This is a genomic window from Paracoccus jiaweipingae (assembly GCF_044335505.1).
Taxonomy (GTDB): Bacteria; Pseudomonadota; Alphaproteobacteria; order Rhodobacterales; family Rhodobacteraceae; genus Paracoccus.
Genome location: NZ_JBISBS010000001.1, coordinates 94682 through 119859, shown reverse-complemented (window position 1 = coordinate 119859; position 25178 = coordinate 94682). Strand labels below are relative to the sequence as shown.

General features: G+C 65.4%; 24 protein-coding genes. 11 read left to right on the top strand and 13 right to left on the bottom strand.

Features of this window, described 5'->3' with window-relative positions:
* The first annotated feature begins 19 nt into the window (after window positions 1-19).
* The 3 genes from ACFXP9_RS00685 to ACFXP9_RS00675 are packed head-to-tail and all read left to right on the top strand — an operon-like array spanning window position 20 to window position 2390.
* Entirely contained in the window at window positions 20-1117 is a 1098-nt protein-coding gene (locus tag ACFXP9_RS00685; protein WP_397207702.1) for a class II histone deacetylase, read from the top strand.
* Window positions 1117-1683 (top strand): nitroreductase family protein, encoded by a 567-nt coding sequence (locus tag ACFXP9_RS00680; protein ID WP_397207700.1) that lies wholly within the window; start codon window positions 1117-1119, stop codon window positions 1681-1683. Before ACFXP9_RS00685 ends, ACFXP9_RS00680 begins: the two co-directional genes overlap by 1 nt.
* Window positions 1680-2390, top strand: a complete 711-nt coding sequence (locus ACFXP9_RS00675) for an EI24 domain-containing protein (protein ID WP_397207698.1) — start codon at window positions 1680-1682, stop codon at window positions 2388-2390. The genes ACFXP9_RS00680 and ACFXP9_RS00675 overlap by 4 nt, the downstream gene beginning before the upstream one ends.
* Here ACFXP9_RS00675 and ACFXP9_RS00670 read toward each other — a convergent pair.
* Together ACFXP9_RS00670 and mce are read right to left on the bottom strand one after the other, a co-directional pair.
* Entirely contained in the window at window positions 2326-2616 is a 291-nt protein-coding gene (locus ACFXP9_RS00670) for a DUF1467 family protein (RefSeq protein WP_397207696.1), read from the bottom strand. The two genes, ACFXP9_RS00675 and ACFXP9_RS00670, sit on opposite strands and share 65 nt — an antisense overlap.
* Entirely contained in the window at window positions 2616-3020 is a 405-nt protein-coding gene (gene mce, locus ACFXP9_RS00665) for a methylmalonyl-CoA epimerase (protein ID WP_397207695.1), read from the bottom strand. Before mce ends, ACFXP9_RS00670 begins: the two co-directional genes overlap by 1 nt.
* A gap of 86 nt (window positions 3021-3106) precedes the next feature.
* On the opposite strand from mce, the gene ACFXP9_RS00660 reads away from it, so the two are divergent.
* Window positions 3107-3838, top strand: coding sequence for a response regulator (locus ACFXP9_RS00660; RefSeq protein ID WP_397207693.1), 732 nt, complete (start codon window positions 3107-3109; stop codon window positions 3836-3838).
* Between the two features lie 223 nt (window positions 3839-4061).
* On the opposite strand, the gene aspS is transcribed toward ACFXP9_RS00660, so the two are convergent.
* From aspS to ACFXP9_RS00640, 4 genes are all read right to left on the bottom strand, one after another.
* Complete coding sequence (gene aspS, locus ACFXP9_RS00655) at window positions 4062-5837, bottom strand: aspartate--tRNA ligase (RefSeq protein ID WP_397207691.1); 1776 nt, start codon at window positions 5835-5837, stop codon at window positions 4062-4064.
* A gap of 60 nt (window positions 5838-5897) precedes the next feature.
* Window positions 5898-6560, bottom strand: coding sequence for a CPBP family glutamic-type intramembrane protease (locus ACFXP9_RS00650; RefSeq protein ID WP_397207689.1), 663 nt, complete (start codon window positions 6558-6560; stop codon window positions 5898-5900).
* Window positions 6533-7330, bottom strand: coding sequence for a glycoside hydrolase family 25 protein (locus ACFXP9_RS00645; RefSeq protein WP_397208168.1), 798 nt, complete (start codon window positions 7328-7330; stop codon window positions 6533-6535). The genes ACFXP9_RS00650 and ACFXP9_RS00645 overlap by 28 nt, the downstream gene beginning before the upstream one ends.
* Window positions 7331-7518: 188 nt before the next feature.
* Window positions 7519-8898, bottom strand: coding sequence for an FAD-binding oxidoreductase (locus ACFXP9_RS00640; RefSeq protein ID WP_397207688.1), 1380 nt, complete (start codon window positions 8896-8898; stop codon window positions 7519-7521).
* Between the two features lie 109 nt (window positions 8899-9007).
* Here ACFXP9_RS00640 and ACFXP9_RS00635 point away from each other — a divergent pair, with 109 nt between their 5' ends.
* Window positions 9008-10726 carry a chloride channel protein gene (locus ACFXP9_RS00635; protein WP_397207686.1) on the top strand — a complete coding sequence of 573 codons (1719 nt, stop codon included), beginning with the start codon at window positions 9008-9010 and terminating at the stop codon, window positions 10724-10726.
* Window positions 10727-10864: 138 nt separating this feature from the next.
* Here the strand turns inward: ACFXP9_RS00635 and ACFXP9_RS00630 are convergent, their stop codons facing one another.
* The 4 genes from ACFXP9_RS00630 to cobS all read right to left on the bottom strand — a co-directional run bounded on the left by ACFXP9_RS00630 (window position 10865) and on the right by cobS (window position 16916).
* Window positions 10865-12670: an aminopeptidase P family protein gene (locus ACFXP9_RS00630; protein WP_397207684.1), complete on the bottom strand. Its 1806-nt coding sequence runs from the start codon at window positions 12668-12670 to the stop codon at window positions 10865-10867.
* Window position 12671: 1 nt separating this feature from the next.
* Complete coding sequence (locus ACFXP9_RS00625; protein ID WP_397207683.1) at window positions 12672-13952, bottom strand: patatin-like phospholipase family protein; 1281 nt, start codon at window positions 13950-13952, stop codon at window positions 12672-12674.
* Window positions 13953-13973: 21 nt separating this feature from the next.
* A complete protein-coding gene (gene cobT / locus ACFXP9_RS00620) occupies window positions 13974-15845 on the bottom strand; it encodes a cobaltochelatase subunit CobT (protein ID WP_397207681.1) in 1872 nt (623 codons plus the stop codon).
* Between the two features lie 93 nt (window positions 15846-15938).
* Window positions 15939-16916, bottom strand: coding sequence for a cobaltochelatase subunit CobS (gene cobS, locus ACFXP9_RS00615; protein WP_397207679.1), 978 nt, complete (start codon window positions 16914-16916; stop codon window positions 15939-15941).
* A 186-nt stretch (window positions 16917-17102) separates the two neighbouring features.
* Here cobS and ACFXP9_RS00610 point away from each other — a divergent pair, with 186 nt between their 5' ends.
* From ACFXP9_RS00610 to ACFXP9_RS00590, 5 genes are all read left to right on the top strand, one after another.
* Window positions 17103-18095, top strand: coding sequence for a DUF808 domain-containing protein (locus ACFXP9_RS00610; RefSeq protein WP_397207677.1), 993 nt, complete (start codon window positions 17103-17105; stop codon window positions 18093-18095).
* 191 nt (window positions 18096-18286) lie between these two features.
* Complete coding sequence (gene ugpB, locus ACFXP9_RS00605; RefSeq protein WP_397207675.1) at window positions 18287-19606, top strand: sn-glycerol-3-phosphate ABC transporter substrate-binding protein UgpB; 1320 nt, start codon at window positions 18287-18289, stop codon at window positions 19604-19606.
* 59 nt (window positions 19607-19665) lie between these two features.
* On the top strand, window positions 19666-20544 hold the full coding sequence (gene ugpA, locus ACFXP9_RS00600; RefSeq protein WP_397207673.1) for a sn-glycerol-3-phosphate ABC transporter permease UgpA: 879 nt from the start codon (window positions 19666-19668) through the stop codon (window positions 20542-20544).
* Window positions 20544-21392, top strand: coding sequence for a sn-glycerol-3-phosphate ABC transporter permease UgpE (gene ugpE / locus ACFXP9_RS00595; RefSeq protein ID WP_397207671.1), 849 nt, complete (start codon window positions 20544-20546; stop codon window positions 21390-21392). The genes ugpA and ugpE overlap by 1 nt, the downstream gene beginning before the upstream one ends.
* On the top strand, window positions 21393-22400 hold the full coding sequence (locus ACFXP9_RS00590) for a sn-glycerol-3-phosphate import ATP-binding protein UgpC (protein WP_397207669.1): 1008 nt from the start codon (window positions 21393-21395) through the stop codon (window positions 22398-22400).
* A 147-nt stretch (window positions 22401-22547) separates the two neighbouring features.
* Here the strand turns inward: ACFXP9_RS00590 and ACFXP9_RS00585 are convergent, their stop codons facing one another.
* Window positions 22548-23549 (bottom strand): 2-hydroxyacid dehydrogenase, encoded by a 1002-nt coding sequence (locus ACFXP9_RS00585; protein ID WP_397207667.1) that lies wholly within the window; start codon window positions 23547-23549, stop codon window positions 22548-22550.
* A gap of 91 nt (window positions 23550-23640) precedes the next feature.
* Between ACFXP9_RS00585 and ACFXP9_RS00580 the strand changes: the two genes are divergently transcribed.
* Window positions 23641-24243, top strand: coding sequence for an SH3 domain-containing protein (locus tag ACFXP9_RS00580; RefSeq protein WP_397207665.1), 603 nt, complete (start codon window positions 23641-23643; stop codon window positions 24241-24243).
* 39 nt (window positions 24244-24282) lie between these two features.
* Here the strand turns inward: ACFXP9_RS00580 and ACFXP9_RS00575 are convergent, their stop codons facing one another.
* Window positions 24283-24612 carry a hypothetical protein gene (locus ACFXP9_RS00575; RefSeq protein WP_397207663.1) on the bottom strand — a complete coding sequence of 110 codons (330 nt, stop codon included), beginning with the start codon at window positions 24610-24612 and terminating at the stop codon, window positions 24283-24285.
* A 120-nt stretch (window positions 24613-24732) separates the two neighbouring features.
* Window positions 24733-25176 carry a hypothetical protein gene (locus ACFXP9_RS00570; protein ID WP_397207661.1) on the bottom strand — a complete coding sequence of 148 codons (444 nt, stop codon included), beginning with the start codon at window positions 25174-25176 and terminating at the stop codon, window positions 24733-24735.
* Window positions 25177-25178 lie beyond the last annotated feature (2 nt).

The following is a 25178-nucleotide window of genomic DNA, read 5'->3' as shown; positions in this document are numbered from 1 at the left end:
GCGACAAGGGGGGCGGTCAATGACCCGGACGGCATTTTTTCACGACGAACGCTGCATGTGGCATGGCGGCGGCGATTATGTGCTGACGGTGCCGGTGGGCGGGCTGGTGCAGCCCGGCGGCGGCCTGCCCGAAAGCCCCGAAACCAAGCGCCGGCTGGTCAACCTGATGCAGGTCACCGGCCTGATGGCGGAACTGGCGGTCAGCAGCGCCCCGCCCGCCACGCGCGACGACCTGCTGCGCGTCCATCCTGCCAGCTATCTGGACCGGTTCATCGCGCTGTCGGATGCCAAGGGCGGCGAGCTGGGGCTGCGCACGCCATTCCTGCCGGGCGGGTTCGATGTTGCCGCGCTGTCAGCGGGGCTGGCCATTGCCGCGGTCGACCGGGTGGCGCGGGGGCAGGCGCGCAACGCCTATGCCCTGTCGCGGCCACCGGGGCATCACTGCCTGCCCGATTTTCCCAACGGTTTCTGCCTGCTGGCCAATATCGCCATCGCCATTCGCGCCGCACAGGCGGCGGGCCTGCTGCGGCGGGTGGCGGTGGTGGACTGGGATGTCCATCACGGCAATGGCACCGAGGCCATCTTTCTGGACGACCCGGAGGTGCTGACCATCAGCATTCATCAGGACCGCAACTATCCGCTGGATACCGGCGGGGCTGATGTGCGGGGCGCGGCGGGGCGCAATATCAACATCCCCCTGCCGCCCGGTTGTGGGCATGACAGCTATCTGCACGCGATGCGGCAGATCGTGCAGCCCGCGCTGACCGCCCACCGCCCCGAGATGATCATTATCGCCTGCGGCTATGACGCCTCGGCGGTGGACCCGCTGGGGCGGATGGTGCTGGGGGCGGACAGTTTCGCGCAGATGACGGGCTTGATGATGGACAGCGCCGACGCCATCTGTGACGGGCGGCTGGTCGCCGTGCACGAGGGCGGCTATTCCGAGCTGCACGTCCCGTTTTGCGGCCACGCGGTGATCGGGCGGATGGCGGGGTCGTCCCTTGCCGCCCCCGACCCGATGGCCGCCGCCATCGCCGCCCGCCAGCCCGCGCCAGACTGGGTGACCCTGACCAACCGCCGGATCGACGATCTGGCCCAAGTGCTGAAGATTGACTGATGACCGACACCTCGCCTGTGCTGGATTTCCTGTCCACCCGCCGCTCGACCCCGCCCAGAATGCTGGCCGCGCCCGGCCCTGACGCGCCCGGAATCGCGCGGCTGCTGGAACTGGCCGCCCGCGTCCCCGACCATGGCAAGCTGGAACCATGGCGCTTTATCGTGCTGGGGCCACAGACCCGCCGCGCGCTGGCGCAGCCGCTGGCCGAACATGCGCGGGCGGTGACCGGCGATGGGACCAAGGCCGCCAAGGCGGTGGACGCGCTGAATTCGCCGGTGATCGTGGCGGTGGTTTCGGCCCCGGTGGCCAGCGACAAGGTGCCTGAATGGGAACAGCGGCTGTCGGCGGGGGCGCTGTGCCTTGGGCTGGTCAACGCTGCGCTGGCCTCGGGCTGGGGGGCGGCGTGGCTGTCGGGACCGATGACGGCGGGCGATTTCGCGCAGCGCCATCTGGGGCTGGCCACGGGCGAAAGCCTTGTCGGGCTGGTCCATATCGGCACCGCGCAGGCCACCCCGCCCGACCGCCCGCGCCCTGACATCGCCGCCAAGACCACCGTGCTGCCGTGATCCGCGCGCTGGCCCTTGCCGCGGGTGATATGCTGCGACCGCGCATCTTTGGCGTGGTTCTGCTGGGGGTGGCGCTGACGCTGGCGCTGTTCGTGGCGCTGCAATACCTGCTGTTTCAGGTCATTGGCTGGTGGGCGCCCGCGCATATTCACCTGCCGCTGATCGGTCAGGTGGCGGTGGCGCGCATTCTGTCATGGGGTTCGCTGGCGCTGTTCCCGGTGGTCAGCTTTTTCCTGATGGCCCCGGTCGCCGCCGGGTTTTCCGGCCTGTTCACCGATCAGGTCGCGCGTCAGGTGGAAAGCGTGCATTACCCGACCCGCATGGGCCACGATTTGTCCTTTTGGGCCGGGCTGGCCGAAAGCGGGGCGGTGATTGCGCTGGTGCTGGTGATCTCGGTCGTGGTGCTGATCGCCTCGGCCTTTATCGGGCCGCTGGCACCGCTGCTGGGGCTGGTGGCGAATGGCTGGCTGCTGGGGCGCGAATTCTTTCAGATGGCCGCGGCCCGCCACCTGCCGCACCCGCAGGCCACGGCGCTGCGCCAGCGGGTGAACGCGCAGGTGACGCTGACCGGCATCGCCATTGCCGCGCTGCTGACGGTGCCGGTTGTGAGCATCGCCGTGCCGGTGCTGGCCACGGCGGCGTTTACTCACTTATTACATCGGTTCCTCGGATCGTCCGGCCCCAGTCATCCATATCGGCGCGGGTGATATAGCCGCCCAGAATGACCCAGGCGATCCCGCCCCACAGCACCGCCGCGATCAGCGTCGACCAAAGCATCTTGCGCCCCAGCGCCGGGGCGTGGGGGGCGCTGGCGGGGGTGCCGGGCACGACCTCGCCCGATTCGGCCTGGCTGCGCTCGCCAATCGGCAACAGCACGAACAGCACCAGAAACCAAAGCGAGGCATACAGCACCAGACCGCCGGTCAGGTTCATCAGACCTGCTCCAGCTCGATCAGGGTGCCGTTGAAATCCTTGGGATGCAGGAACAGAACCGGCTTGCCATGGGCGCCGATCCTGGGGTCGCCGGTGCCCAGAACGCGCGCGCCCTCGGCCTTCAGCTTGTCGCGGGCGGCGATGATGTCCTCGACCTCAAAGCACATATGGTGAATCCCGCCCGAGGGGTTCTTGTCCAGAAACCCCCTGATCGGGCTGGCATCGCCCAACGGATACAGCAATTCGATCTTGGTGTTGGGCAATTCGATGAACACCACGGTGACGCCGTGGTCGGGTTCGTCTTGCGGCGCGCCGACCACCGCGCCCAAGGTGTTGCGATACTGATCTGACGCCGCCTGAAGGTCAGGAACGGCAATGGCAACGTGGTTCAGTCGTCCGATCATCAAAGAATCCTCCCTCTGTTAACGGCTTATTAGGACATCTGTCGTTAACTGCAAAGGTCAGGTGATTCTCGAAGGGAAACGGACCGATGGACAGCAATATAACGACGATGGGTGATCTGCCCATGTGGGGGGCCGCCCTGCCCGGCCGGCCCCTGACCGGGCTGACCGTATTGATGGTCGAGGATTCGCGATACGCGTCCGAGGCTATGCGCCTGCTGTGCCTGCGATCAGGGGCGCGGATCCGGCGCGCTGACAGTTTGCGCAGTGCCGCAAGGCATCTTCAGACCTATCGACCGGCGGTGGTGATCGTCGATATGGGGCTGCCCGATGGCGATGGCGGCGACCTGATCGCCCAGATCGCACAGGCCCGGCCACGGGTGCCGGTGCTGTTGGGGATCTCGGGCGATCCCGCGCGCGAGGATGAGGCGATGCAGGCCGGCGCCGACGGCTTTCTGCACAAGCCGGTGGAAAGCCTTGCGATCTTTCAGCAGGCGGTGCTGGCGGCCTTGCCGCCTGAATCGGGCAAGATGGGCCTGCGGCTGTTGCCCGACGACATGATCGCGCCCGACCGCTCGGCGCTGCATGACGATCTGGCGCATGTGGCCAGCGTGCTGGACCATTTGCAGGATACATCGGCCATCGACTATATCGCCCGGTTTCTGGCCGGGATCGCGCGGTCCAGCCATGACCGCACGCTGGAAGAGGCCGCGACAGCACTGGCCCGCGATCACGCGGCGGGGCGGGCCTTGTCGACCGATCTGGCACGGATCAGCGGGCTGGTGCATGAACGCCTTGGCGCGGTCGGTGGCAGCGCCTGAAAAGGGCGGCTGCCGCCCCTTCACCGGGGTCAGCCGATCAGGCCCTGCACGGGTTGGTGGCGATCTGGCATCAGCGGTCCGCGCCATGCGGTCGCGCCCTGCGTGCGGCGTCAGCCCCGCAATGGCGTGCCGGGCGATGCCGGATACGAAAGCGCCCGCCACAGCGGGCGGGCGCGAAACGCTGCTTCGCTTCCGGGGCGGCAAAGCACCCGGCACGGCGCGATCAGTCCTTGGGCAGAACCCGCAGGCGCAATTCGCGCAGCTGTTCGTTGGTCGGCTCGGACGGGGCACCCATCATCAGGTCCTCGGCGCGCTGGTTCATCGGGAACATGATGACCTCGCGGATGTTTTGCTCGTCCGCCAGCAGCATCACGATGCGGTCGATACCTGCGGCACAGCCACCGTGGGGCGGCGCGCCATAGCGGAACGCCTTGACCATGCCGCCAAAGCGTTTCTCGACCTCGTCACGCCCATAACCGGCCAGCTCGAACGCCTTGAACATGATGTCGGGCTGATGGTTGCGGATCGCCCCCGAGATCAGTTCGTAACCGTTGCAGGCCAGATCATACTGATACCCCAGCACCGACAAAGGATCGCCATTCAGCGCCTCAAGCCCGCCCTGCGGCATACTGAACGGGTTATGGGAAAAGTCGATCTTACCCTCGTCATCGGCCTCGTACATCGGGAAATCGACGATCCAGGCAAATTTGAACTGGTTTTCGTCGATCAGGCCCAGTTCGCGCCCGATCTCGGTGCGGGCACGACCGGCAACGGCCTCGAAGCTGGCGGGCTTGCCACCCAGAAAGAACGCGGCGTCACCTTCGGCCAAACCCAGTTGCTGCCGGATGGCTTCGGTCCGTTCCGGGCCGATATTCTTGGCGATGGGACCGGCGGCCTCGGTCTGGCCATCCTCGCCTTTGCGCCAGAAGATATAGCCCATGCCCGGCAGGCCCTCGCGCTGCGCGAATGCATTCATGCGGTCGGCAAATTTGCGCGACCCGCCGCCGGGGGCGGGAATCGCGCGCACCTCGGTCCCGTCCTGTTCCAGCAGTTTGGCAAAGATCGCAAAGCCCGAGCCGCGGAAATGCTCGCTGACGACCTGCATCTGGATCGGGTTGCGCAGATCGGGCTTGTCGGTGCCGTATTTCAGCAGCGATTCCGCATAGGGAATGCGCGGCCAGTCGGCATCGACACGGCGGCCATTACCGAATTCCTCGAACAGGCCCTGAATGACCGGCTGGATCGCGGCAAAGATGTCCTCTTGCTCGACAAAGGACATTTCCATGTCGAGCTGATAGAAATCGGTGGGCGAACGGTCGGCACGCGGATCTTCGTCGCGGAAACAGGGCGCGATCTGGAAATATTTGTCAAAGCCCGCAACCATGATCAGCTGTTTGAACTGTTGCGGGGCCTGCGGCAGGGCATAGAACTTGCCCGGATGCAAGCGCGAGGGCACCAGAAAATCGCGCGCGCCCTCGGGGCTGCTGGCGGTGATGATCGGGGTCTGGAATTCGGTAAAACCGCAATCCCACATGCGGTTGCGCAGGCTGCGCACCACGTTGGACCGCAGCATGATGTTGTTATGCAGCGATTCGCGGCGCAGGTCGATAAAGCGATAGGTCAGGCGCGTTTCCTCGGGGTAATCCTGATCGCCAAAGACCGGCAGCGGCAGTTCATCCGAAGGGCCAAGGATTTCAAGAGCCGTGGCGTAAACCTCGATCTCGCCGGTGGGCAGCCTGGGGTTGACCAGCGCCGCGTCGCGCAGCTTGACGCGGCCGTCGATGCGGATGACGGTTTCGGCGCGCAGCTTTTCCATCGCGGCAAAGGCCGGGCTGTCGCTGTCGGCCAGCACCTGCGTCATGCCGTAATGGTCGCGCAAATCGACGAACAGCACACCGCCATGATCGCGCACCCGATGGACCCAGCCCGACAGGCGAACGGTTTCCCCGGCATTCGCGGCGGTCAGGTCGCCACATTTATGGCTGCGATAGGCGTGCATGATTGGTCCTTTCTCGGTTCGGCCCTGCATGAACCGCGCGGGGGGCGCAAAGTCAAGCGATCAGAAGGGCCGCACCACGTTACCGGAATAGAAATACAGCCCCATCCCGGCGGTGAACAGCATATTTCCCGCCAGCGCGTGCAAAACCAGTGCCGAAGGAAAGCCGCGCGACACATAGGCGCGCGCAAAGATGAACCCGCCGGCAAAGGTCATCGCCGCGACCAGCAGGTTCCAATACATCAGATGCGCCAGCGAAAATACCGCCGCATTCACCCACAGCGCGGCGCGCGGACCGCCCATCAGCGTGGCATAGCGGTGAAAGAACAGGGCGCGAAAGATCAGCTCTTGCGGCAGGGCGGACAACAGCGGGTAAAGCAGCCAGATCAGCAGCAACAGCCGTGGGTGATCGCGCCACAGCCCCAGCGCCGCCTGCGGGGCGGTCAGTTGCACACCCCCCCAGCTGACCAGCCCGACCGCCACGGCAAAACCCGCGGCCCGCCGCCAGTCGACCCGCGCCCAGCCGCGCCCCAGCCCGCGCCAGTCGAACTGGCCGGTGCGCCAGATCAGGAACAGCCCGACCAGCGTAAAGGCAAACAGCGCCCCGAACATCTGCCGGGGCGGCAGGAACAGCGCAATGGCCAGGGGCGCCGCGATGAACAGCGCCCCGAATTCCGCCCATAACAGGGCGCGCGGGGTCACCTTTGCAGACGCCGTGCCAGCCATCGCCGCCACCCCCCGACATCGCCGGCAAAGGTGTTCAGATCGACCTGCCCCTGAATGCCCGGCACGGTGCCGGTGCCGGTATATTGCCAGAAGGTCCAGGCCTTGCCCGGATAGACATTGCGCGGGTGATCCGCGACCGAGCGCAGCCAGAATTCCTCGTTCCACAGGCGCAGGTTGTTGTCGCGATAGAAATCGACGGTGGTATAGACGATCGGCCGCTGGCCGTAATGGCGTTGCAGGATGTCCATGAAGATGCGCGCCTCGCGGCGGATCTCGTCCGGGCCGGGGCGGCGCGGGCAGGTGCGCGAATGGGTCCATTCGATGTCCAGCACCGGCGGCAGCGCCCCGCGTTCGCGCGGCACGTTACGGATGAACCACATCGCCTGTTCCGCGCCCGAACGGCAGAAGTAATAGTAATGATACGCCCCGCGCGGAATGCGCGCCTGCCCGGCCTCGCGCCAATAGCGGGGAAATTCGGGGTCGGAATGGTCTGCGCCCTCGGTCGCCTTCAGGAAGGCAAAGCTGACCCCCGATGTGCGCACCCGCCCCCAGTCGATGGCGCCCTGCCAGCGCGAGATGTCGATGCCATGCACCGGGTTGTTATAGGGGTGCCCGCCCTGCCAGGCATGGGGTTTGGTATCGCCCAGCTGCGGCACCGCCCCGGCGACGTAACCCGCCCCGCCCCCGACATGGTGCGCGCCACGCCCGCCACCGCACGCGGCCAGCGCCGCCAGCGCCACGACCGAAAGAATCCTGACCAGTTTCGACATCATGTCCCCATTCCCGTTTCGCGACTTATCGCAGCGGATCGCGAAAAAGTCATGGGGCGAAAGCGATCACGAAATCGTCAGGTCAAGACCCGCGCAGGCGCGGACCCACCCCGCATGGGCTGGCGAAACGGGGGGCTGCACCGCCCCCTCCCGCGCGGCCACAGCGCAGCACCGGCCCATGCCCCGGGTCAGTTGCGATCCGGCACCAGCTTGTCGGGGTTCAGGATGTTGTTGGGGTCCAGCGCCGCCTTGATCGCGCCCATGACCTGCCAGCCCTCGCCATGTTCGGCAGGCATGAACACGCGCTTGCCAATGCCCACGCCATGTTCGCCGGTCACGGTGCCGCCCACCGCCAGCGCGCGTTCGGCCATGCGCGCCGCCAGTTCCTTGGCCTTGGCGATTTCGGCCTGATTGCCCGGCTCCACCAGCAGCAGCGAATGGAAATTCCCGTCACCGACATGGCCCACAATGGGACCGATCATCCCGGCCTCGGCAATATCGGCGCTGGCCGCCGCCACCGCCCCCGCCAGCGCCGAGATCGGCACGCAGACATCCGTCACCACCCCGGTCGAGCCGGGCCGCAGCGACAGCCCCGCCGGATACCCCGCATGGCGCATTTTCCACAGCCGCGTGCGATCCTCGGCCGAGGTCGCCCAGGCAAAACCGTGACTGCCGAATTCGGCGGCGATCTCGCCAAAGCGTTCGGCGTCCGATTTCACCGAATCGGCTGAACCGTGAAATTCGATCATCAGATGCGGCAATTCGGGCATGTCCATGCCCGCATATTGGTTAAAGGCCCGCGCCGTCACCGCATCGACGAATTCGATCCGCGCCATCGGAATGCCCGACTGGATGGTCAGCGTCACGCAATCGACGGCCTGTTCCAGCGTGTCAAAGGCGCAAACGGCGGCGGCGACCTCCTCGGGCTGGCCATGCAGTTGCAGGGTCAGTTCGGTGATGATGCCCAGCGTGCCCTCGGACCCGACCATCAGCGCGGTCAGGTCATAACCGGCGCTGGATTTCGCCGCCCGCGTGCCGGTGCGGATGACGCGGCCATCGGCCAGCACCACCTCAAGCGCCAGAACATTGTCGCGCATGGTGCCATAGCGCACCGCCGTGGTGCCGCTGGCCCGTGTCGCGGCCATCCCGCCCAGCGTGGCATTCGCGCCCGGATCGACCGGAAAAAACAGGCCGGTGGTGCGCAGTTCGGTGTTCAGCTCTTCCCGCGTCAGGCCGGGCTGGATGGTGGCCTGCATATCCTCGGGGCGGACCTCGATCAGGCGGTTCATCCGGGTCATGTCCAGCACCAGCCCGCCGCGCGTCGCCAGCGCGTGCCCCTCGAGCGAGGTGCCCGCCCCCCAGCCCGTCACCGGCACCAGATGCGCGTTACAGATCCGCAGGATCTGCGACACCTCGTCGGTGGTCTGGGGCCAGGCCACCGCATCGGGCGGAGGGGCGCTGTGAAAGCTTTCGGATTGCGCGTGCTGGGTCAGGTCAGCGGGCTTGACCGACAGGCGGTCCCCCAACAGCGCAGACAAGGCGGACAGGGCATCGGCGGCGATCGGCATGGTGTGGTCCTTGTGCTGTGGCCCGCACAGCCTAATGCCGCGGGGTGGCATCGGGCAAGGGACCGCCGACAGATGGACGCCGGACGAAATCTGTGATGCTTTGGGCGGCATGAGACACATCACCCGCCCGATCAGCGCCTTCTGGAGGCAATTGCACACGCATACCGCGCGGGTGATGCGGGTGATGCGCAGCCACGGTCCCGACAATGTGCAATTCTGGATCATCGCACTGCTGATCGGGGTGGCCGCCGGTTTCGCCGCGCTGGGGTTCAGGCTGGGGATCGCGGCGCTGCAACGGGCGGTTTACGGCGCCGATGACCTGCGGCTGGCCTCGGTCGCGGGGCAATTGCCGTGGTGGTGGGTGCTGCTGGTGCCGGTGGCCGGGGGGCTGGCGGTGGGGCTGATCCTGCATCGCTTCACCCCCGACGGGCGCTGCCGCACCGTGGCCGATGTAATCGAGGGCGCCGCGCTGGAGGGTGGCCGGGTCGAGGGTCGCGCCGGGCTGGCCTCGGCGCTGGCCTCGCTGATCACGCTGGGAACCGGCGGATCGTCCGGGCGCGAAGGGCCGGTGGTGCATCTGGCCGCGACCATCTCGACCTGGGTGGCGGCGCGGATCAAGGCCGGGCCAATGACAGGGCGCGAATTGTTGGGCTGCGCGGTGGCCGGTGCGGTCGCGGCCAGCTTTAACGCCCCCATCGCCGGGGCGTTGTTCGCCCACGAGGTCGTGCTGCGCCATTTCGCCGTTCATGCCTTTGCGCCCATCGCCATTTCGGCGGTGGCGGGCACGGTCATCAACCGGCTGAAATTTGGCGGGGTGACCGAATTCATCCTGCCCAGCGGACCCGCACTGGGATTTTATGTGGAACTTCCGGCCTTTATGCTGCTGGGGCTGGTCTGCGGGCTGGTGGCATGGGCGCTGATGTGGTCAATCCTGCGCGCCGAATCGCTGGCCGGCAAGGCCATGGCCCGCACCGGCTGGCCGCGCTGGCTGCGCCCGGCCCTTGCCGGGGCATTGCTGGGTCTGATCGCGATCCCGTTTCCGCATATTATCGGCGTCGGCTATGAAACCACCTCGGCGGCGCTGACCGGCAAGCTGGCCCTGAGTGAGGTCATCGTCTTTGCCATCATCAAGGCGGTCGCGGTGGCCATCACCCTTGGCGGCCGCATGGGCGGGGGGGTGTTTTCGCCCTCGCTGGTGATGGGGGCGCTGACCGGGCTGGCCTTTGGCATTATCGCCACCGGGCTGGTGCCGGAATTGTCTGGCACGCCCTCGATCTATGCGCTGGCGGGCATGGGGGCGGTGGGCGCGGCGGTGCTGGGGGCGCCGATCTCGACCGCGCTTATCGTGTTCGAAATGACCGGCGACTGGCAAACCGGCATCGCGGTGATGACGGCGGTGTCGCTGTCCTCGGCGCTGGCCTCGCGCATGGTGCAGCGGTCTTTCTTTCTGACCCAGCTGGAAAATCGCGGCATCCGCATCGCGGAAGGGCCACAGGTCTGGCTGCCGCAAAAAATGCGCATCACCAGCCTGATGCGTCCAATGGACGCCCCCAACGCCCCGGCGGCGGACCTTGCCCGCGCGCTGGCCGATTTCGGGAAATACCTGACCGAGGGGGCGACGCTGGAAACCGCGCTGGCCGAATTCGACCGGCTTGGCGCAGCCTTCCTGCCGGTGATCCAGCCCGCCAGACCCGCCACCCCCGACCCCGCCTTCATCGGCCCGCAGGCCCCTGCCAAACCCGACATTCCGGGCGTGGTCTATCATATTGACGCCCTGCGCGCGCTGAACCAGGCACTGGCCGACACCGCCGCCGAGGAACACGGCTAGGCCGTTACCGGGGCGCTGCCCCGGACCCCGGGGTATTGTCCCAACGAAGAAGGTCCCCTCGCCCCTGTTCCAAATACCTTCGGGGGGCGGCGCAGCCGGTGGGGGGCAGACAGCCCCCCGTCCGAATGTGCGGCAGGTTCAGGCGCGGGCGATGGGGCGCGTGGCCTGTTGCAGCCAGTCCAGATCCGCGCCATCCAGATGCGGCGCCAGCCGGAACAGGGTTTCGGCGTGATAGCCATCCAGCCAGTCCAGTTCAGGCCCTGACATCAGCGTGGTGTCGATCAGGCGGGTGTCGATGGGCACGAAGGTCAGGGTCTCGAAATCCAGCATATCGCGCCCCGGCTCGGCCTGTGCCTGTTGCACCACGATCAGGTTTTCAATGCGGATGCCAAAACCGCCCTCGCGGTAATAACCCGGCTCGTTCGACAGGATCATGCCGGGGACCAGCGGCACCTCGGATATGCGGCTGATGCGGATCGGGCCTTCATGGACGCACAGCGCCGCCCCGACGCCGTGGCCGGTGCCGTGGTCAAAATCCTGCCCCGCCATCCACAGCGGCGCCCGCGCCAGCGCGTCAAGGTCGCGCCCCGCCAGACCGCGCGGAAAGCGCGCCCGGCTGATGGCGATCATGCCTTGCAGCACGCGGGTATAGGGCGCGCGCACCGCCGCATCGACCGGGCCGATGGCCATGGTGCGGGTGATATCGGTGGTCCCTGCCGGATACTGGCCGCCGCTGTCGACCAGCAGCAATTCGCCCGGTGCCGCGATGCGGTTGGTTTCGGTGCTGACCCGGTAATGACACATGGCCCCGTTCGGCCCGGCCCCGGCGATGGTGGTAAAGCTGATATCCAGCGCGCCCTGCCCCAGTCGCAGGCCCTCGAGCCGGGTGACAGCGTCGATTTCCGACACCGTGCCGGGTTGCTGGCGGTCCAGCCATGCCAGAAACCGCACCATTGCCACGCCATCGTGCAAATGCGCATCGCGCATTCCCGCGATCTCGGCCGGGTTCTTGATCGCCTTGGGCAGGATCACCGGGTCGGGCCTGGCGGCGATGGCGGTTCCCGCGGCCTCAAGCAGGGCAAACACCTGTTCGGGCGCGGTTGCCGGGTCAACCCGGACCGGGCCGGTCAGCGCCGCCAGCGCCGGGCCAAAGCCGCTGGGGGGCAGCAGCGTGACCGCATCGGCCAGATGGGCGCGCACCGCTGCGTCCAGCTTGTCGGGGTCGATGAACAGGCTGACATGGCTGTCGGCCTCGATAATGGCGCAGGCCTGCACCACCGGGTTATGCGGCAGGTCGGTGCCGCGAATATTCAGCAGCCATGCGATGGAATCGGGCAGGGTCAGCACCGCCGCGCCATGGCCATCGGCGGTCAGCCCTGCGGCGATCATCGCGCATTTGCTGGCCGCGCTGGCCCCGGCCAGATGGTCAGGGTGAATGCGCACCCGCCCCTTGGGCGCGGCCGGCTGGTCGTCCCAGATGGCGTCGATGGGGTTGGCCAGTTCCGGCACCAGCGTCAGCCCCGCCGGTTCCAGCCGCGCGGCAAGGCCCGAGATCTCGTGCCGGGTATGCAGCCACGGGTCAAAGCCGATCCTGCCGCCCTCGGGCAGGGCCTGCATCAGCCAGTCGGCCAGCTGGGTTTCGGGCCATGCCACGGGGGTAAAGATGGCGGGGTCGGTTTCCGCCTTGACCTGCACACGATAGCGGCCATCGACGAAAACCCCGGCGCGGTCATGGGTGATGGCGGCAAAGCCGGCGCTGCCGGTAAAGCCGGTCAGCCAGGCCAGCCGGGCATCGCGGTCAGCGACATATTCGCCCTGATGCAGGTCGGCGCGGGGCACCAGAAAGGCGTCCAGACCACGCTGGGTCAGGTTCTGGCGCAGGCGGGCCACGCGCGGGGCGGATTGGCCGGGATGGGTGACGCGGTCGAAGGTCTGAAGGGGCATGTCAGTTCTTTGCTTGCAGGGAAATGGCGGTCGAGGGCACGGAAAGCGGCCCGGCATCGGCAAACCAGCCCTGCCCCGACCGCCCCACCTTTTCGCCGGTGGCGAACAGGCTGCGCATATAGGTCGCGTCAAAGGGTTTGTCGGGGGTGATGGGAAAGGTCGGCGGCACCGCCGTCACGCGAAAGTCGAACCCGTCGCGGCGGGCCAGCGATTGCAGCGCCGCCACATCGCCCGAGGCCTGCGACTTGATCAGCGTGGACAGGCTGCGCGAGGCAATGGCCAGCACCCCCGCCCGTGTCGCCACATATTCCGGCGACATTTTCGAGTTCCGCACCACCCACATCCGGCGCGGCCCCCTGGGCCAGGGCATGACAGCGCGCGGCGGATAGGCAAACACCCCCCGCGTCACGCCGCCATCGACATGCAGTTCCTGATAGGCCTTGCCATCGACGGTGACATTGACCGGCACCGGCGGGAACGCGCCGGGGATCGAGGCCGAGGCCAGCAGGATACGCCGGATCAGCGCCACCTTGTCCGGCTGGTCCGAGGCGGCGATGCGGCCGATATCCCAGATCACCTGACGCTGCGCATCCAGATCGGTGGTGCCGATCAGCAACAGCCGCCCACGGCGGCGCTGTTGGGCGATATCATCCACCATTTGCGGGGTGACGACCTGCGCGATCTGGCGTTGCAGCGGCCCGGAATCGGCCACGCCCATCGCCCCGAACAGCGCCTTGAAGGGGCGCAGCAGGAAAATGTCGGCGCTGCTGGTCTGGGTATAGAAGGATTCCAGCATCGGGTCATAGCGCGGCCCCAGAAAGGCCAGCGGCGCGATCAGCGCCCCGGTCGACACCCCGGTCACCATCTGAAATTCCGGCCTGTCACCGCGCGCGGTCCAGCCCTTCAGCAGCCCGGCGCCATAGGCCCCGCCATCGCCGCCGCCCGACAACAGCAACACGTCGATCTTGCGCGCGGTCTGCACCTGCCTGATGACGGCGGTGTCCAGCGCGTCGGGGTCGACCGGCGTGGCGGTGGCGATATCGCCCGCCATCAGCGCCCCCAGACGCTCGGCATCGCTGCGCCCGCGCAACTGGCGGGCCTTGCGGTCATCGGAGGCGGGGCCAAGATCGGCATCGCCGTAAAAGCGGATATGGTGATAACCGGTGATCTGCGCGGTTTCATAGCGATCGGCAGGCGGCGCCGAATTCAGCCGGGCATAGCTGCCGCACCCGGCCACCGCCGCCACCAAAGCCGCCGCCAGCACCTGTCGCATCTGACCCATCACATATCCTTTCCCGGCGTCTTAGCCCATGCGCCGCAGGGCATTCATCCCCAGCACCCGCGCGCGTTTGCGCGGGTCGGCATCGAACAGCGCCGCCAGTTGTTCGGTGATCGCCCCGGCCAGTTGTTCGGCATCGGTAATCGTCACCGCGCGCTGGTAATAGCGGGTGACGTCATGGCCGATCCCGATGGCCAGCAATTCGACCTGCCTGCGCTTTTCGATCATCGCGATCACGTCGCGCAGATGCCGTTCCAGATAGCTGGCGGGGTTGACCGACAGCGTCGAATCATCCACCGGCGCCCCGTCCGAGATGACCATCAGGATCTTGCGCGCCTCGGACCGGCGCACCATGCGGCGATGCGCCCATTCCAGCGCCTCGCCGTCGATATTTTCCTTCAGCAGGCCCTCTTTCATCATCAGGCCCAGATTGGGGCGCACCCGCCGCCACGGCGCATCCGCGCCCTTGTAGATGATGTGGCGCAGGTCGTTCAGGCGACCGGGCGTGGCGGGGCGGTTCTGGGCCAGCCATGCCTCGCGGCTTTGGCCGCCCTTCCAAGCGCGGGTGGTAAAGCCCAAAATCTCGACCTTGACGTGACAGCGTTCCAGCGTGCGCGCCAGCACATCGGCACAGATCGCGGCAATGCTGATAGGGCGGCCCCGCATCGACCCCGAATTGTCCAGAAGCAGCGTCACCACCGTGTCACGGAATTCGGTGTCCTTTTCGACCTTGAACGACAGCGGCGTGGTCGGGTTGGCCACCACCCGCGCCAGACGGCCCGCGTCCAGAACCCCTTCTTCCTGATCGAATTCCCAGCTGCGGTTCTGCTGCGCCTGCAAGCGGCGCTGCAACTTGTTGGCCAGCCGCGACACCGCCCCCCGCAGCGGGTCAAGCTGTTTGTCCAGATAGGCCCGCAGCCGTTCCAGTTCGGCCGCATCGGCCAGATCCTCGGCGCGGATTTCCTCGTCGAAGCGGGTGGTAAAGACGCGGTAATCGGGGCTGGCCTCGCTGATCGGCGGGGGCAGTTCCTCGGGCATTTCGGAATCGGGGCTTTCGGCCTCTTCGGCCATGTCTTCAGAGGACTGATCGTCAAGGCTGACCTGCGCCTGACGTTCCTCTTGCGTCTGGTCCTGCGCGCGTTCGGGCGTGGCCTCGGCATCGTCGGAATCGTCCTGATCGCGCGACTGGTTGTCGCCCGCCTCTTCGTCCTGCTGGCTGTCCTCGTCGGCATCGTCCTGCGGGGTGTCGTCGGGGTCGTCGCCCAACTGGTCGCCATAGCCCAGATCGCTGATCACCTGCCGCGACAGCCGCGCGAAGGCCGACTGATCGGCCAGCGCATCCTTCAGCGACGCCAGCGAACCGCCTGCCATTGCCTCAAGCCGGGGACGCCACAAATCGACCACATGCTGCGCACCGGGCGGCAGGTCGCGCCCCGTCGCCATCTGGCGCAGCAACCACCCTGCCGCGACCGACATCGGGGCCTCGCCCGCGTCGCGGATCTGGGCATAGCCCTTGCGGTCGGCCTCGGCGCCGATTTTCGCGTCGATATTGGACAGCGCGCCGGGCATGTGGCGCGCGCCCAAGGCCTCGACCCGCGCTGTTTCCATCGCCTCATACAGATCGCGCGCCACCTCGCCGCCGGGCGCATAACGGGCGTGGGTGGCCTCGTCATGGTGGCGGCGGCGCAGCGCAAAGGCGTCGGCGGTGCCGCGCGCCAGACGCACCTCGTCGGCGGACATGCGGCGGCTGATCTGTGGCAGGCGCATGGTGTCGCCCGCCAGACCGGACGGATCGGCGGTATAGGTGACGTTCAGATCCCGGTCATCGGCCAGCGCCCGCGTGGCCTCGGACAGGGCCTTTTTGAAGGGATCGGCGGGGTTATCGGTTTTATTCATCGCTGTGACCTCGCTGGAACCTTGCGCGCCCAGGGTCGCCCGCACAAAGCCTGATTTGGGGACGCAAGCAGGCGGGCCTGCGTCCCTGTCCCATCACCCCGCCTTCGCGACCGCGCTTTCGGGCAGTTCCTCGTCGAACAGGCGCTGATAGAATTCGGCAACGGTCTGGCGTTCCAGTTCGTCGCATTTGTTCAGGAAGGTCAGGCGGAAGGCGTAGCCGATATTGCGGAAAATCTCGGCGTTTTGCGCCCATGCAATGACGGTGCGCGGCGACATCACCGTCGACAGATCGCCCTGCATGAAGGCCGTGCGCGTCAGGTCGGCCAGCGTCACCATTTTCGAGATCTGATCCCGCCCCTTTTCGGTGTTGTAATGCGGGGCCTTGGACAGCACGATGTTCACCTCGGCGTCGTGGGACAGGTAATTCAGGGTCGACACCAGCGACCAGCGGTCCATCTGGCCCTGGTTGATCTGTTGCGTGCCGTGATACAGCCCCGTCGTGTCGCCAAGGCCCACGGTGTTGGCGGTGGCGAACATGCGGAAATATTTGTTCGGGGTGATGACCTCGTTCTGGTCCAGCAGGGTCAGCTTGCCGTCGGCCTCCAGCACGCGCTGGATCACGAACATCACATCGGCGCGGCCCGCGTCATATTCGTCGAACACGATCGCGGTCGGGTTGCGCAGCGCCCAGGGCAGGATGCCTTCGTGAAATTCGGTGACCTGCTTGCCATCGACCAGCTTGATCGCGTCCTTGCCGATCAGGTCGATGCGGCTGACATGGCTGTCAAGGTTGACCCGCACACAGGGCCAGTTCAGGCGGCTGGCGACCTGTTCGATATGGGTCGATTTGCCGGTGCCGTGATAGCCCTGAATCATCACCCGGCGGTTATAGGCAAAGCCCGCCAGAATCGCCAAAGTCGTATCCGGGTCGAATTTATAGGTCGGGTCGCATTCGGGAACGCGGTCGCTGCGATCGGCAAAGGCTTTGACCTTCATGTCGCTGTCAAGGCCAAAGACCTCGCGCAGGTCGACCTCTTCGGTCGGTTTCGCGTTCATTTCCAGATCGGCCATGCCCTGTCCCCTTCTGCGTGTAACGCGAAAGGTTTGAAGCATTCGCGGGGCTTTCGCAAGACCTTGGGGCGCGGCAGGCCCGCGCTGGCAGGCGGGCGCAGGGCGGTGGCGCGACGGCATCGCGGGGGTTGACGCAGCGCCGCGCAGCCGCCATCCCCAAAACAGCCTGTCGGGAAAGGATAACGGATGAGCGGATTGATCGCCCTGCTGGACGATGTGGCCGGCATTGCCAAGGTCGCGGCGGCCTCGGTCGACGATGTGGCGGGGATGGCCATGAAATCATCGGCCAAGGCGGCGGGCGCGGTGATCGACGATGCCGCGGTGACGCCGAAATATGTTCACGGCTTTGACCCCGACCGCGAATTGCCGATCATCTGGAAGATCGCCAAAGGGTCGATTTTCAACAAGCTGGTGATCCTGCTGCCGGTGGCGCTGTTGCTGTCGGCCTTTGCCCCTTGGGCGATTTCGCCGCTGCTGATGCTTGGCGGGGCCTATCTGTGCTTTGAAGGGGCGGAAAAGGTCTGGCATGTGTTCTTTCCCCACCAGCCCCATGCCGATGGCCACCTCAGCGCCGAAGGCGACCCCGCCCGGCTGGAGGAAAGCAAGGTCAAAGGCGCGATCAAGACCGATTTCATCCTGTCCGCCGAGATCATGACCATCATCCTGAAAGAGGCCACCGGCCTGATCGACGCGATGAACCTGTCCGGCGCCGCCCGTCTGGCGACCGAGGCCGCGACGCTGGCCGTTGCCGGTCTGGTGATCACCGCCGCCGTTTATGGCGCCGTGGCGCTGATCGTGAAGATGGACGATATCGGCGTTTCCATGGCCAGCCGTGGCGGGGCACTGGCGGGGTTTGGGCGCGGGCTGGTCAAGGCCATGCCGGTGGTGATGAAGACCCTGACCATCGTCGGCACCGCCGCCATGCTGTGGGTCGGCGGCAATATCGTCATTCACGGCCTGCACGAACTGGGCCAGCATCAGCCCTATGACTGGATTCACCACATGGCTGTCGCCGCCGCCGATGCCGCCGGTCGCGCCACCGGTTTCGTGCAATGGGCCGTCACGGCGTTTTTCGACGGCCTGTTCGGGCTGGCGCTGGGGCTGGCGCTGATCCCGCTGGCGACATGGGTGATTGACCCCGCCATCCGCGCCATTCGCGGGGAAACCGCCCCGCATTGACGCCCTGCACCATCTGGCCCCTGCCCGCGCCGGGGCCTTTCCACAGACAAATCAGCGCATTGCCGGCGGAACGCGACGCTTGACCGGAAATGTGATAGCTGCCACAAAACAGTCATAAAACCTTTACGAACCTGTCGCACAGGACGGTTAGGTGCGGCAGGGTCATTCCCAACAGGAAAGAGGAACACCCCATGTCGCGTATCGTTTCTGCCTCGGCCATTGCGCTGATCGCCTCGCTTTCGGCGGCGCAGGCCAAAACCGACATCCAGTGGTGGCACGCCATGGGCGGCGAACTGGGCGCCAAGCTGGAAGAGATCGTCAGGAATTTCAACGACAGCCAGGACGAATACACCATCGTGCCGTCCTATAAGGGCACCTATCCCGAAACCATGACCGCCGCGATTGCCGCCTTCCGCGCCAAGCAACAGCCCGCCATCGTGCAGGTGTTCGAGGTCGGCACCGGCACCATGATGGCCGCCAAGGGCGCCGTCCGTCCGGTTTACCAGCTGATGCAGGACGAGGGCGAGGATTTCGACCCCAAGGCGTTCCTGCCCGCCGTGGTCGGCTATTACACCGATACCGATGGCAATATGCTGTCGATGCCGTTCAACAGCTCGACCCCGATTTTGTATTATAACAAGACCGTGTTCGAAAAAGCCGGCCTTGACCCGAACACCCCGCCGAAAACCTGGGCCGATATGGAAGCCTATTCCAAAAAGATCATGGAATCGGGCGCGGCGAAATGCGGCTTCACCACCGGCTGGGTGTCGTGGATTCAGACCGAAAACTTCAGCGCCTGGCACAACCAGCCGATCGGCACCGAACAGAACGGCTTTGGCGGTCTGGATGCGCGCCTGTCGGTCAATGGCCCGGTTCAGGTCAAGCATTGGGCCAATCTGAAGAAATGGGCCGATGAAGGCATCTTCAAATATGGCGGCCCGGTCGGCGGCGACAATGCCCCGCCCGCCTTCTATGGCCAGGACTGCGCGATGATCATGAACAGCTCGGCCTCGCGCGCGGGGGTGATCGCCAATGCCAAGGACTTCGAGGTCGGCTATGGCATGTTGCCCTATTACGACGATGTCGAGGGCGCGCCGCAAAACAGCATCATCGGTGGCGCCACCCTGTGGGTGCTGGAGGGCCGCCCGGCCGAGGAATACAAGGGTGTGGCCAAGTTCTTTACCTATCTGTCCAGCCCCGAGGTTCAGGCCGACTGGCACGAATTCAGCGGCTATCTGCCGATCACGCAGGCGGCCTATGACCTTGCCAAATCGCAGGGCTATTACGACCAGAACCCCGGCGCGGAAACCGGCCTTCAGCAGATCACCCTGAACGCCCCGACCGAAAACAGCAAAGGTCTGCGCTTTGGCAATTACGTCCAGATCCGCAATATCATCGACGAAGAATTCGAAGCCCTGCTGGCCGACAAGAAAGACGCCCAGGGCGCGCTGGATGCGGTCGTGGCGCGCGGCAACAAGCTGATCGAAGAATTCCAGTCCCAGAACCCGTAACCCGACACCGGGGCGCGCGGGATGATCCGCGCGCCCCTTTGCTTTTCCGGTGATTGCCCATGAAACGCGCCATTTTTGGCAACAAGCTGCTGCCGTGGCTGCTGTTGACGCCCCAGCTTGCCATTACCGCCATCTTCTTTCTGTGGCCGGCGGCACAGGCCATCTGGCAAAGTTTCCTGCGCGAGGATGCCTTTGGCCTGAACACCAGCTTTGTCGGGCTGGCCAATTATCAGGGCCTGCTGCACAGCCCGGAATACCTGAACGCGATCAAGGTCACGGTTATATTCGCGCTGGCCACGACCGCGCTGACCATGGGCTTTGCCCTGCTGATGGCGGTGGCCGTGGATAGGATGGTGAAATCGGCGCATGGCTATACCACGCTGCTGGTCTGGCCCTATGCGGTGGCCCCTGCGGTGGCGGGCATCCTGTGGTGGTTCATTTTCAACCCGACCATCGGCGTTCTGCCCTATGTGCTGGAAATGGTGGGCTATCGCTGGGACCACATATCAAAGCCGCGCGATGCCATGACGCTGGTCGTCATCGCCAGCGCCTGGAGCCGGATTTCCTATTCCTTCCTGTTCTTCGTGGCCGGGCTGCAATCCATCCCCGCCTCGCTGCGCGAAGCGGCGGCCATTGACGGGGCCGGGCCGGTAAAACGCTTTTTCACCATTACCCTGCCGCTGATTTCCCCGACCACGTTTTTCCTGATGGTGGTCAATTTCGTCTATGCGATGTTCGAAACCTTCGCCGTGATCGACGCCACCACCATGGGCGGCCCGGCGCAGTCGACCAATATCATGGTCTATAAAGTCTATTTCGACGGCTTCGTCAGCCAGAACCTTGGCTCGTCCGCGGCGCAATCGGTGGTGCTGATGCTGATCGTGATTGCCCTGACCATCGTCCAGTTCCGCTGGATCGAAAAGAAGGTGGCCTATTGATGATCGAGAACCGCCCCATTCTGAACCTGCTGGCGCATCTGGTGCTGATCCTTGGCGTGGCCATGGTCGCGCTGCCAGTGTGGATCGCCTTTGTCGCCTCGACCCACGGGCCGTATGATTTCCTGTCCGGCGTCGTGCCAATGTGGCCCGGCGACCGGCTGGTCGAGAATTATTCCTATATGCTTGGCAGCGGGGTTTCGACCTCGGGGACGCCGCCGGTCGGGGCGATGATGCTGAATTCCGCCATCATGGCGCTGTCGATCTCGATCGGGAAAATCGCCATCTCGATCCTGTCGGCCTTTGCCATCGTCTATTTCCGGTTTCCGTTTCGGATGCTGGCCTTCTGGGTCATCTTCTCGACCCTGATGCTGCCGGTCGAGGTGCGCATCGTGCCGACCTTCAAGGTGGTGGCCGATCTGGGGCTGCTCAACAGCTATGCCGGGCTGTCGATCCCGCTGATCGCCAGCGCCACCGCGACCTTCCTGTTCCGTCAGGTGTTCCTGACCATGCCGGACGAACTGACCGAGGCCGCCCGCATCGACGGTGCCGGACCGATGAAATTCTTTCGCGACATCCTGCTGCCGCTGTCGCGCACCAATATCGCGGCGCTGTTCGTGATCATGTTCATCTATGGCTGGAACCAGTATCTGTGGCCGCTGCTGATCACCACCGATTCCAGCATGTATACCATCGTCGCGGCCATCAAACGGATGGTGACCACCGCCGATACCGAACCCCAATGGCACCTGATCATGGCCACGGCCATTCTGGCCATGCTGCCGCCGCTGCTGGTGGTGATTTTCATGCAACGGCTCTTCGTCAAGGGCCTCGTCGAGACGGAGAAGTAAATGGCCGCGATCACGCTGGACAATCTGGGCAAGACCTATGCGGGCGGCAATCGGGCCATTGGCGGGGTCAATCTGGATATACGCGATGGCGAATTCATCGTTCTGGTCGGGCCGTCGGGATGCGGCAAATCGACCCTGCTGCGGATGATCGCCGGGCTGGAAAGCATTACCGATGGCACGCTGACCATTGGCGGGCGGGTGGTCAACCAGGTCGAACCGGCGGACCGCGACATCGCGATGGTGTTCCAGAATTACGCGCTGTATCCGCATATGAGCGTGCGCCAGAACCTGGCCTATGGCCTGAAAAACCGCCGCACACCGCGCGCCGAAATCGACCGCCGCGTGGCCGAGGCCGCCGAGATCCTGCAGATCGGGGATTATCTGGATCGCAAGCCCAAGGCCCTGTCGGGCGGTCAGCGCCAGCGCGTCGCCATGGGCCGGGCCATCGTGCGCGAACCGGCGGCCTTCCTGTTCGATGAACCGCTGTCCAATCTGGATGCCAAGCTGCGCGTCACCATGCGGCTGGAAATCAAGGCGCTGCAAAAACGGCTGGGGACGACCTCGGTCTATGTCACCCATGACCAGCTGGAGGCCATGACGCTGGCTGACCGGCTGGTGGTGCTGTCCGCCGGCAAGGTCGAGCAGATCGGCACCCCGCTGGAGGTGTATCGCCGCCCGGCCTCGGCCTTTGTGGCGGGGTTTATCGGCAGCCCGGCCATGAACCTGATCGCGGCCCGCGCGGTGCCGATGCTGCCCGGCACCGCCCATGCCGGCACCGTTGGCATCCGCCCCGAAGACCTGATCGTGACCCCGGACGGCCCGCTGGACATGGTCGTCGACGCGGTCGAGGAACTGGGGGCGCAGCGCCTGATCCACGGTCATATCAGCGGCGAGCGTCTGACCCTGACGCAATCGGCGCATGAACCGCTGGCCGATCGTTTGCGGCTGTCGGTGGCGCCAGATGACATCCACCTGTTCGACGCAGCGACCGGAAACCGCATCAATTAAGCGCCGCCAGATGGTCCCTGCGCGCTTGTTCTGCACCAACCGGTCTGTCCGGTCGGGGGTGCAGGGGCCAGCCCCCTCGGGCCTGCGGCCCTCACCCCCGAGGTATTTGGGACAGAAGCGAGGCGGGCAGGACCAAGGCTGTGCGGTTTACAGCATCCCCGGCACGACCAGATCCGGTGGCCGGTGGCCATCCGCGAAGGTCTTGATATTGATCAGGACTTTTTCGCCCATCTCGGCCCGGCCTTCGATTGTGGCGCTGCCCATATGCGGCAACAGCACGACATTGGGCAATTCGCGCAGGCGCGGGTTGATCTCGTGCCCGTGTTCGAACACATCCAGCCCGGCGCCTGCGATTTCATTGGCCCGCAGCATCCGGGTCAGGGCGTTTTCGTCGATCACCTCACCGCGAGAGGTATTCACCACGACCGCGCTTGGTTTAAGCAGTTTCAGGCGGCGGGCGTTCAGCAGGTGGAAGGTGCTGGGGGTGTGGGGCGCGTTGATGCTGATAATGTCCATCCGCGCGATCATCTGGTCGAGGCTTTCCCAATAGGTCGCCTGTAATTCGTCCTCGATCTCGGGGCGCAGGCGTTTGCGGTTGTGGTAATGGACCTGCATCCCGAAGGCATTGGCGCGGCGGGCGACGGCCTGTCCGATGCGGCCCATGCCCAAAATGCCCAGACGGCGACCGCCAAGCCGACCGCCCAGATGCGCGGTGGGCGACCAGCCCTGCCAGCGCCCGGCCTGCATTTCGGCCAGCCCCTCGGGGATGCGGCGGGTGACGGCAAGGATCAGCGCCATGGTCATGTCAGCCGTGTCTTCGGTCACGACATCGGGGGTGTTGCTGACCAGAATGCCGCGCTGGCGGGCGCTGGCGACGTCGATATGGTCGATCCCGGCGCCGTAATTGGCGATCAGCTTTAGCCGCTCGCCCGCCTGCGCCAGCATATTGGCGTCGATCTGATCCGTCACGGTCGGGACCAGAACGTCGCAATCGCGCATCATCGCCACCAGTTCGTCACGCCCCAACCGGCGGTCGTCGTCACGCAGCTGGACGTCGAACAGCTCTTTCATCCGGGTCTCGACCGTTTCGGGCAGGCGGCGGGTGACACAGACGCGCAAACGCGGGCGCGGGGATTGTGCGGCAGGCATGGGATGACCTCTCTTCCAAATCCGGGCTGTTTTTGGCAAACTGCCTGCAAGCCGGGGCAGGCACAAGACCCCGATCAGAGCAGGACAGAAAATGACCACCACACACCGCCTTCGCGGCGCGCTTGCGGCCTGTTTGCTGGCATGGTCCGCCATCGCGGCCAGCGCCGAAACCCTGACCGTGACCGAGGACCAGATGGATGCTGCCCGCGCCATTCTGGCCCGGCAACAGCCCACCATGACCCGGCAAGAGGGCAAGCCCGACCCCAGCCGGGGGCCGATCACCAACCTGCCCTTGCCGCGCTATGTCAGCCTGAAAGGCAGCGAGGGCAATGCGCGGCGCGGGCCAAGCCTGTCGCATCGCATCGACTGGGTGTTCCGCCATGCAGGGATGCCTTTGCAGGTGATCGCGGAATATGGCCACTGGCGGCGGGTCATTGACCAGGATGGTCAGGGCGGCTGGGTGCATTATTCGCTGTTGTCGGGTGTGCGCACCGTGGTGGTGACACAGGATATGGCCGATCTGCTGGCGCGTCCGCAGGATGGGGCAGCCGTCACCGCCCGCGCCGAATCCGGTTCGGTGCTGCGGTTGGGCGAATGCCGTCCTGAATGGTGCCGCGTGTCCGGCGGCGGTGAAAGCGGCTGGGTGGCCAAGCGTGCCGTCTGGGGCGTCAACGCGGATGAATTGCGCGACTGACGTTGCGGCACAAAACCCGACGCCCCGGTCATTTCGGCCTTAGCGACAGCGATGCAGTTCGCGCGCGCCGCCAAAACCACGCAGCCTGACGCCCTGAGGCGTGCGCCGCAGTGACGCATGTTCGACAAAAGCGCCGTCGCCATCGGCACAGGCCAGCCGCATATGCCCGTCGACACCGCCCTGCATCCGGCAATGGGCGGTATAGAAATTCAGCCGATCCCCCGACACCTGAAGCCGGGTGGTGCTGGAACTGCTGATGGCGCACAGGCGCGGATCGGCATCATAGACGCCATCGAACGTGCCCGCCGCAACGGCAAGCGGAAAAAGCGTCAGCGCGATAGCAGCCAAAGAAGAAAAGAAACGCGACATATCGGGAACCTTTCGTGATGCGTTCCCGAAAAGCCTAGCAACCGAATCCCAAGATTCGGTTAACGGCCGCCCGAAAAAAAACGGACGGCCGCGATGTTTACACCTGTGTCGCAGGAAAAATCACTTGGCGCAGCTGAAATAGGTATAGGTATTCGCGCCCTCGGTCATACGCAGCGAATCACCGCGCAGTTGCAGCTTGACCTGACGGTTGAAATCCTTGCCCTCACCGGTGCAGGACAGCGTCGCGTTGGTATAGTTGCTGCCCTTTTCAGAGGCCGCGACCGTGCAGCTGGATTCGGCAAAGGTCATCTTGTTGCCCTCGACCATCAGTTTGGTCATGCTGTTCATGTCGTCACAGCCCTTGCGGGTCAGGTCATAACGGCCCGCCAGCGTGTCACCTGACTTGACCGGGCCGGCAGCGGCCTCGACCTTGGCAGGCACTTTCTGGGACACATCATTTTCGATCACGATGGTGGCATTGTCGGTCTTTTCGACGGCAGTGACCGGGTTACAGGCCGCCAGCGCAAAGGCGGCGCCAAGAATCAGCAACGGGGTGCGGGTCATCT

Bases quoted from the DNA above. Each gene is read 5' to 3' on its own strand.
- ACFXP9_RS00685 (WP_397207702.1), top strand. From the start codon at position 20: ATGACCCGGACGGCATTTTTTCACGACGAACGCTGCATGTGGCATGGC.
- ACFXP9_RS00680 (WP_397207700.1), top strand. From the start codon at position 1,117: ATGACCGACACCTCGCCTGTGCTGGATTTCCTGTCCACCCGCCGCTCG.
- ACFXP9_RS00670 (WP_397207696.1), bottom strand. From the start codon at position 2,616: ATGAACCTGACCGGCGGTCTGGTGCTGTATGCCTCGCTTTGGTTTCTG.
- mce (WP_397207695.1), bottom strand. From the start codon at position 3,020: ATGATCGGACGACTGAACCACGTTGCCATTGCCGTTCCTGACCTTCAG.
- ACFXP9_RS00660 (WP_397207693.1), top strand. From the start codon at position 3,107: ATGGACAGCAATATAACGACGATGGGTGATCTGCCCATGTGGGGGGCC.
- aspS (WP_397207691.1), bottom strand. From the start codon at position 5,837: ATGCACGCCTATCGCAGCCATAAATGTGGCGACCTGACCGCCGCGAAT.
- ACFXP9_RS00650 (WP_397207689.1), bottom strand. From the start codon at position 6,560: ATGGCTGGCACGGCGTCTGCAAAGGTGACCCCGCGCGCCCTGTTATGG.
- ACFXP9_RS00645 (WP_397208168.1), bottom strand. From the start codon at position 7,330: ATGTCGAAACTGGTCAGGATTCTTTCGGTCGTGGCGCTGGCGGCGCTG.
- ACFXP9_RS00640 (WP_397207688.1), bottom strand. From the start codon at position 8,898: ATGCCGATCGCCGCCGATGCCCTGTCCGCCTTGTCTGCGCTGTTGGGG.
- ACFXP9_RS00635 (WP_397207686.1), top strand. From the start codon at position 9,008: ATGAGACACATCACCCGCCCGATCAGCGCCTTCTGGAGGCAATTGCAC.
- ACFXP9_RS00630 (WP_397207684.1), bottom strand. From the start codon at position 12,670: ATGCCCCTTCAGACCTTCGACCGCGTCACCCATCCCGGCCAATCCGCC.
- ACFXP9_RS00625 (WP_397207683.1), bottom strand. From the start codon at position 13,952: ATGGGTCAGATGCGACAGGTGCTGGCGGCGGCTTTGGTGGCGGCGGTG.
- cobT (WP_397207681.1), bottom strand. From the start codon at position 15,845: ATGAATAAAACCGATAACCCCGCCGATCCCTTCAAAAAGGCCCTGTCC.
- cobS (WP_397207679.1), bottom strand. From the start codon at position 16,916: ATGGCCGATCTGGAAATGAACGCGAAACCGACCGAAGAGGTCGACCTG.
- ACFXP9_RS00610 (WP_397207677.1), top strand. From the start codon at position 17,103: ATGAGCGGATTGATCGCCCTGCTGGACGATGTGGCCGGCATTGCCAAG.
- ugpB (WP_397207675.1), top strand. From the start codon at position 18,287: ATGTCGCGTATCGTTTCTGCCTCGGCCATTGCGCTGATCGCCTCGCTT.
- ugpA (WP_397207673.1), top strand. From the start codon at position 19,666: ATGAAACGCGCCATTTTTGGCAACAAGCTGCTGCCGTGGCTGCTGTTG.
- ugpE (WP_397207671.1), top strand. From the start codon at position 20,544: ATGATCGAGAACCGCCCCATTCTGAACCTGCTGGCGCATCTGGTGCTG.
- ACFXP9_RS00590 (WP_397207669.1), top strand. From the start codon at position 21,393: ATGGCCGCGATCACGCTGGACAATCTGGGCAAGACCTATGCGGGCGGC.
- ACFXP9_RS00585 (WP_397207667.1), bottom strand. From the start codon at position 23,549: ATGCCTGCCGCACAATCCCCGCGCCCGCGTTTGCGCGTCTGTGTCACC.
- ACFXP9_RS00580 (WP_397207665.1), top strand. From the start codon at position 23,641: ATGACCACCACACACCGCCTTCGCGGCGCGCTTGCGGCCTGTTTGCTG.
- ACFXP9_RS00575 (WP_397207663.1), bottom strand. From the start codon at position 24,612: ATGTCGCGTTTCTTTTCTTCTTTGGCTGCTATCGCGCTGACGCTTTTT.
- ACFXP9_RS00570 (WP_397207661.1), bottom strand. From the start codon at position 25,176: ATGACCCGCACCCCGTTGCTGATTCTTGGCGCCGCCTTTGCGCTGGCG.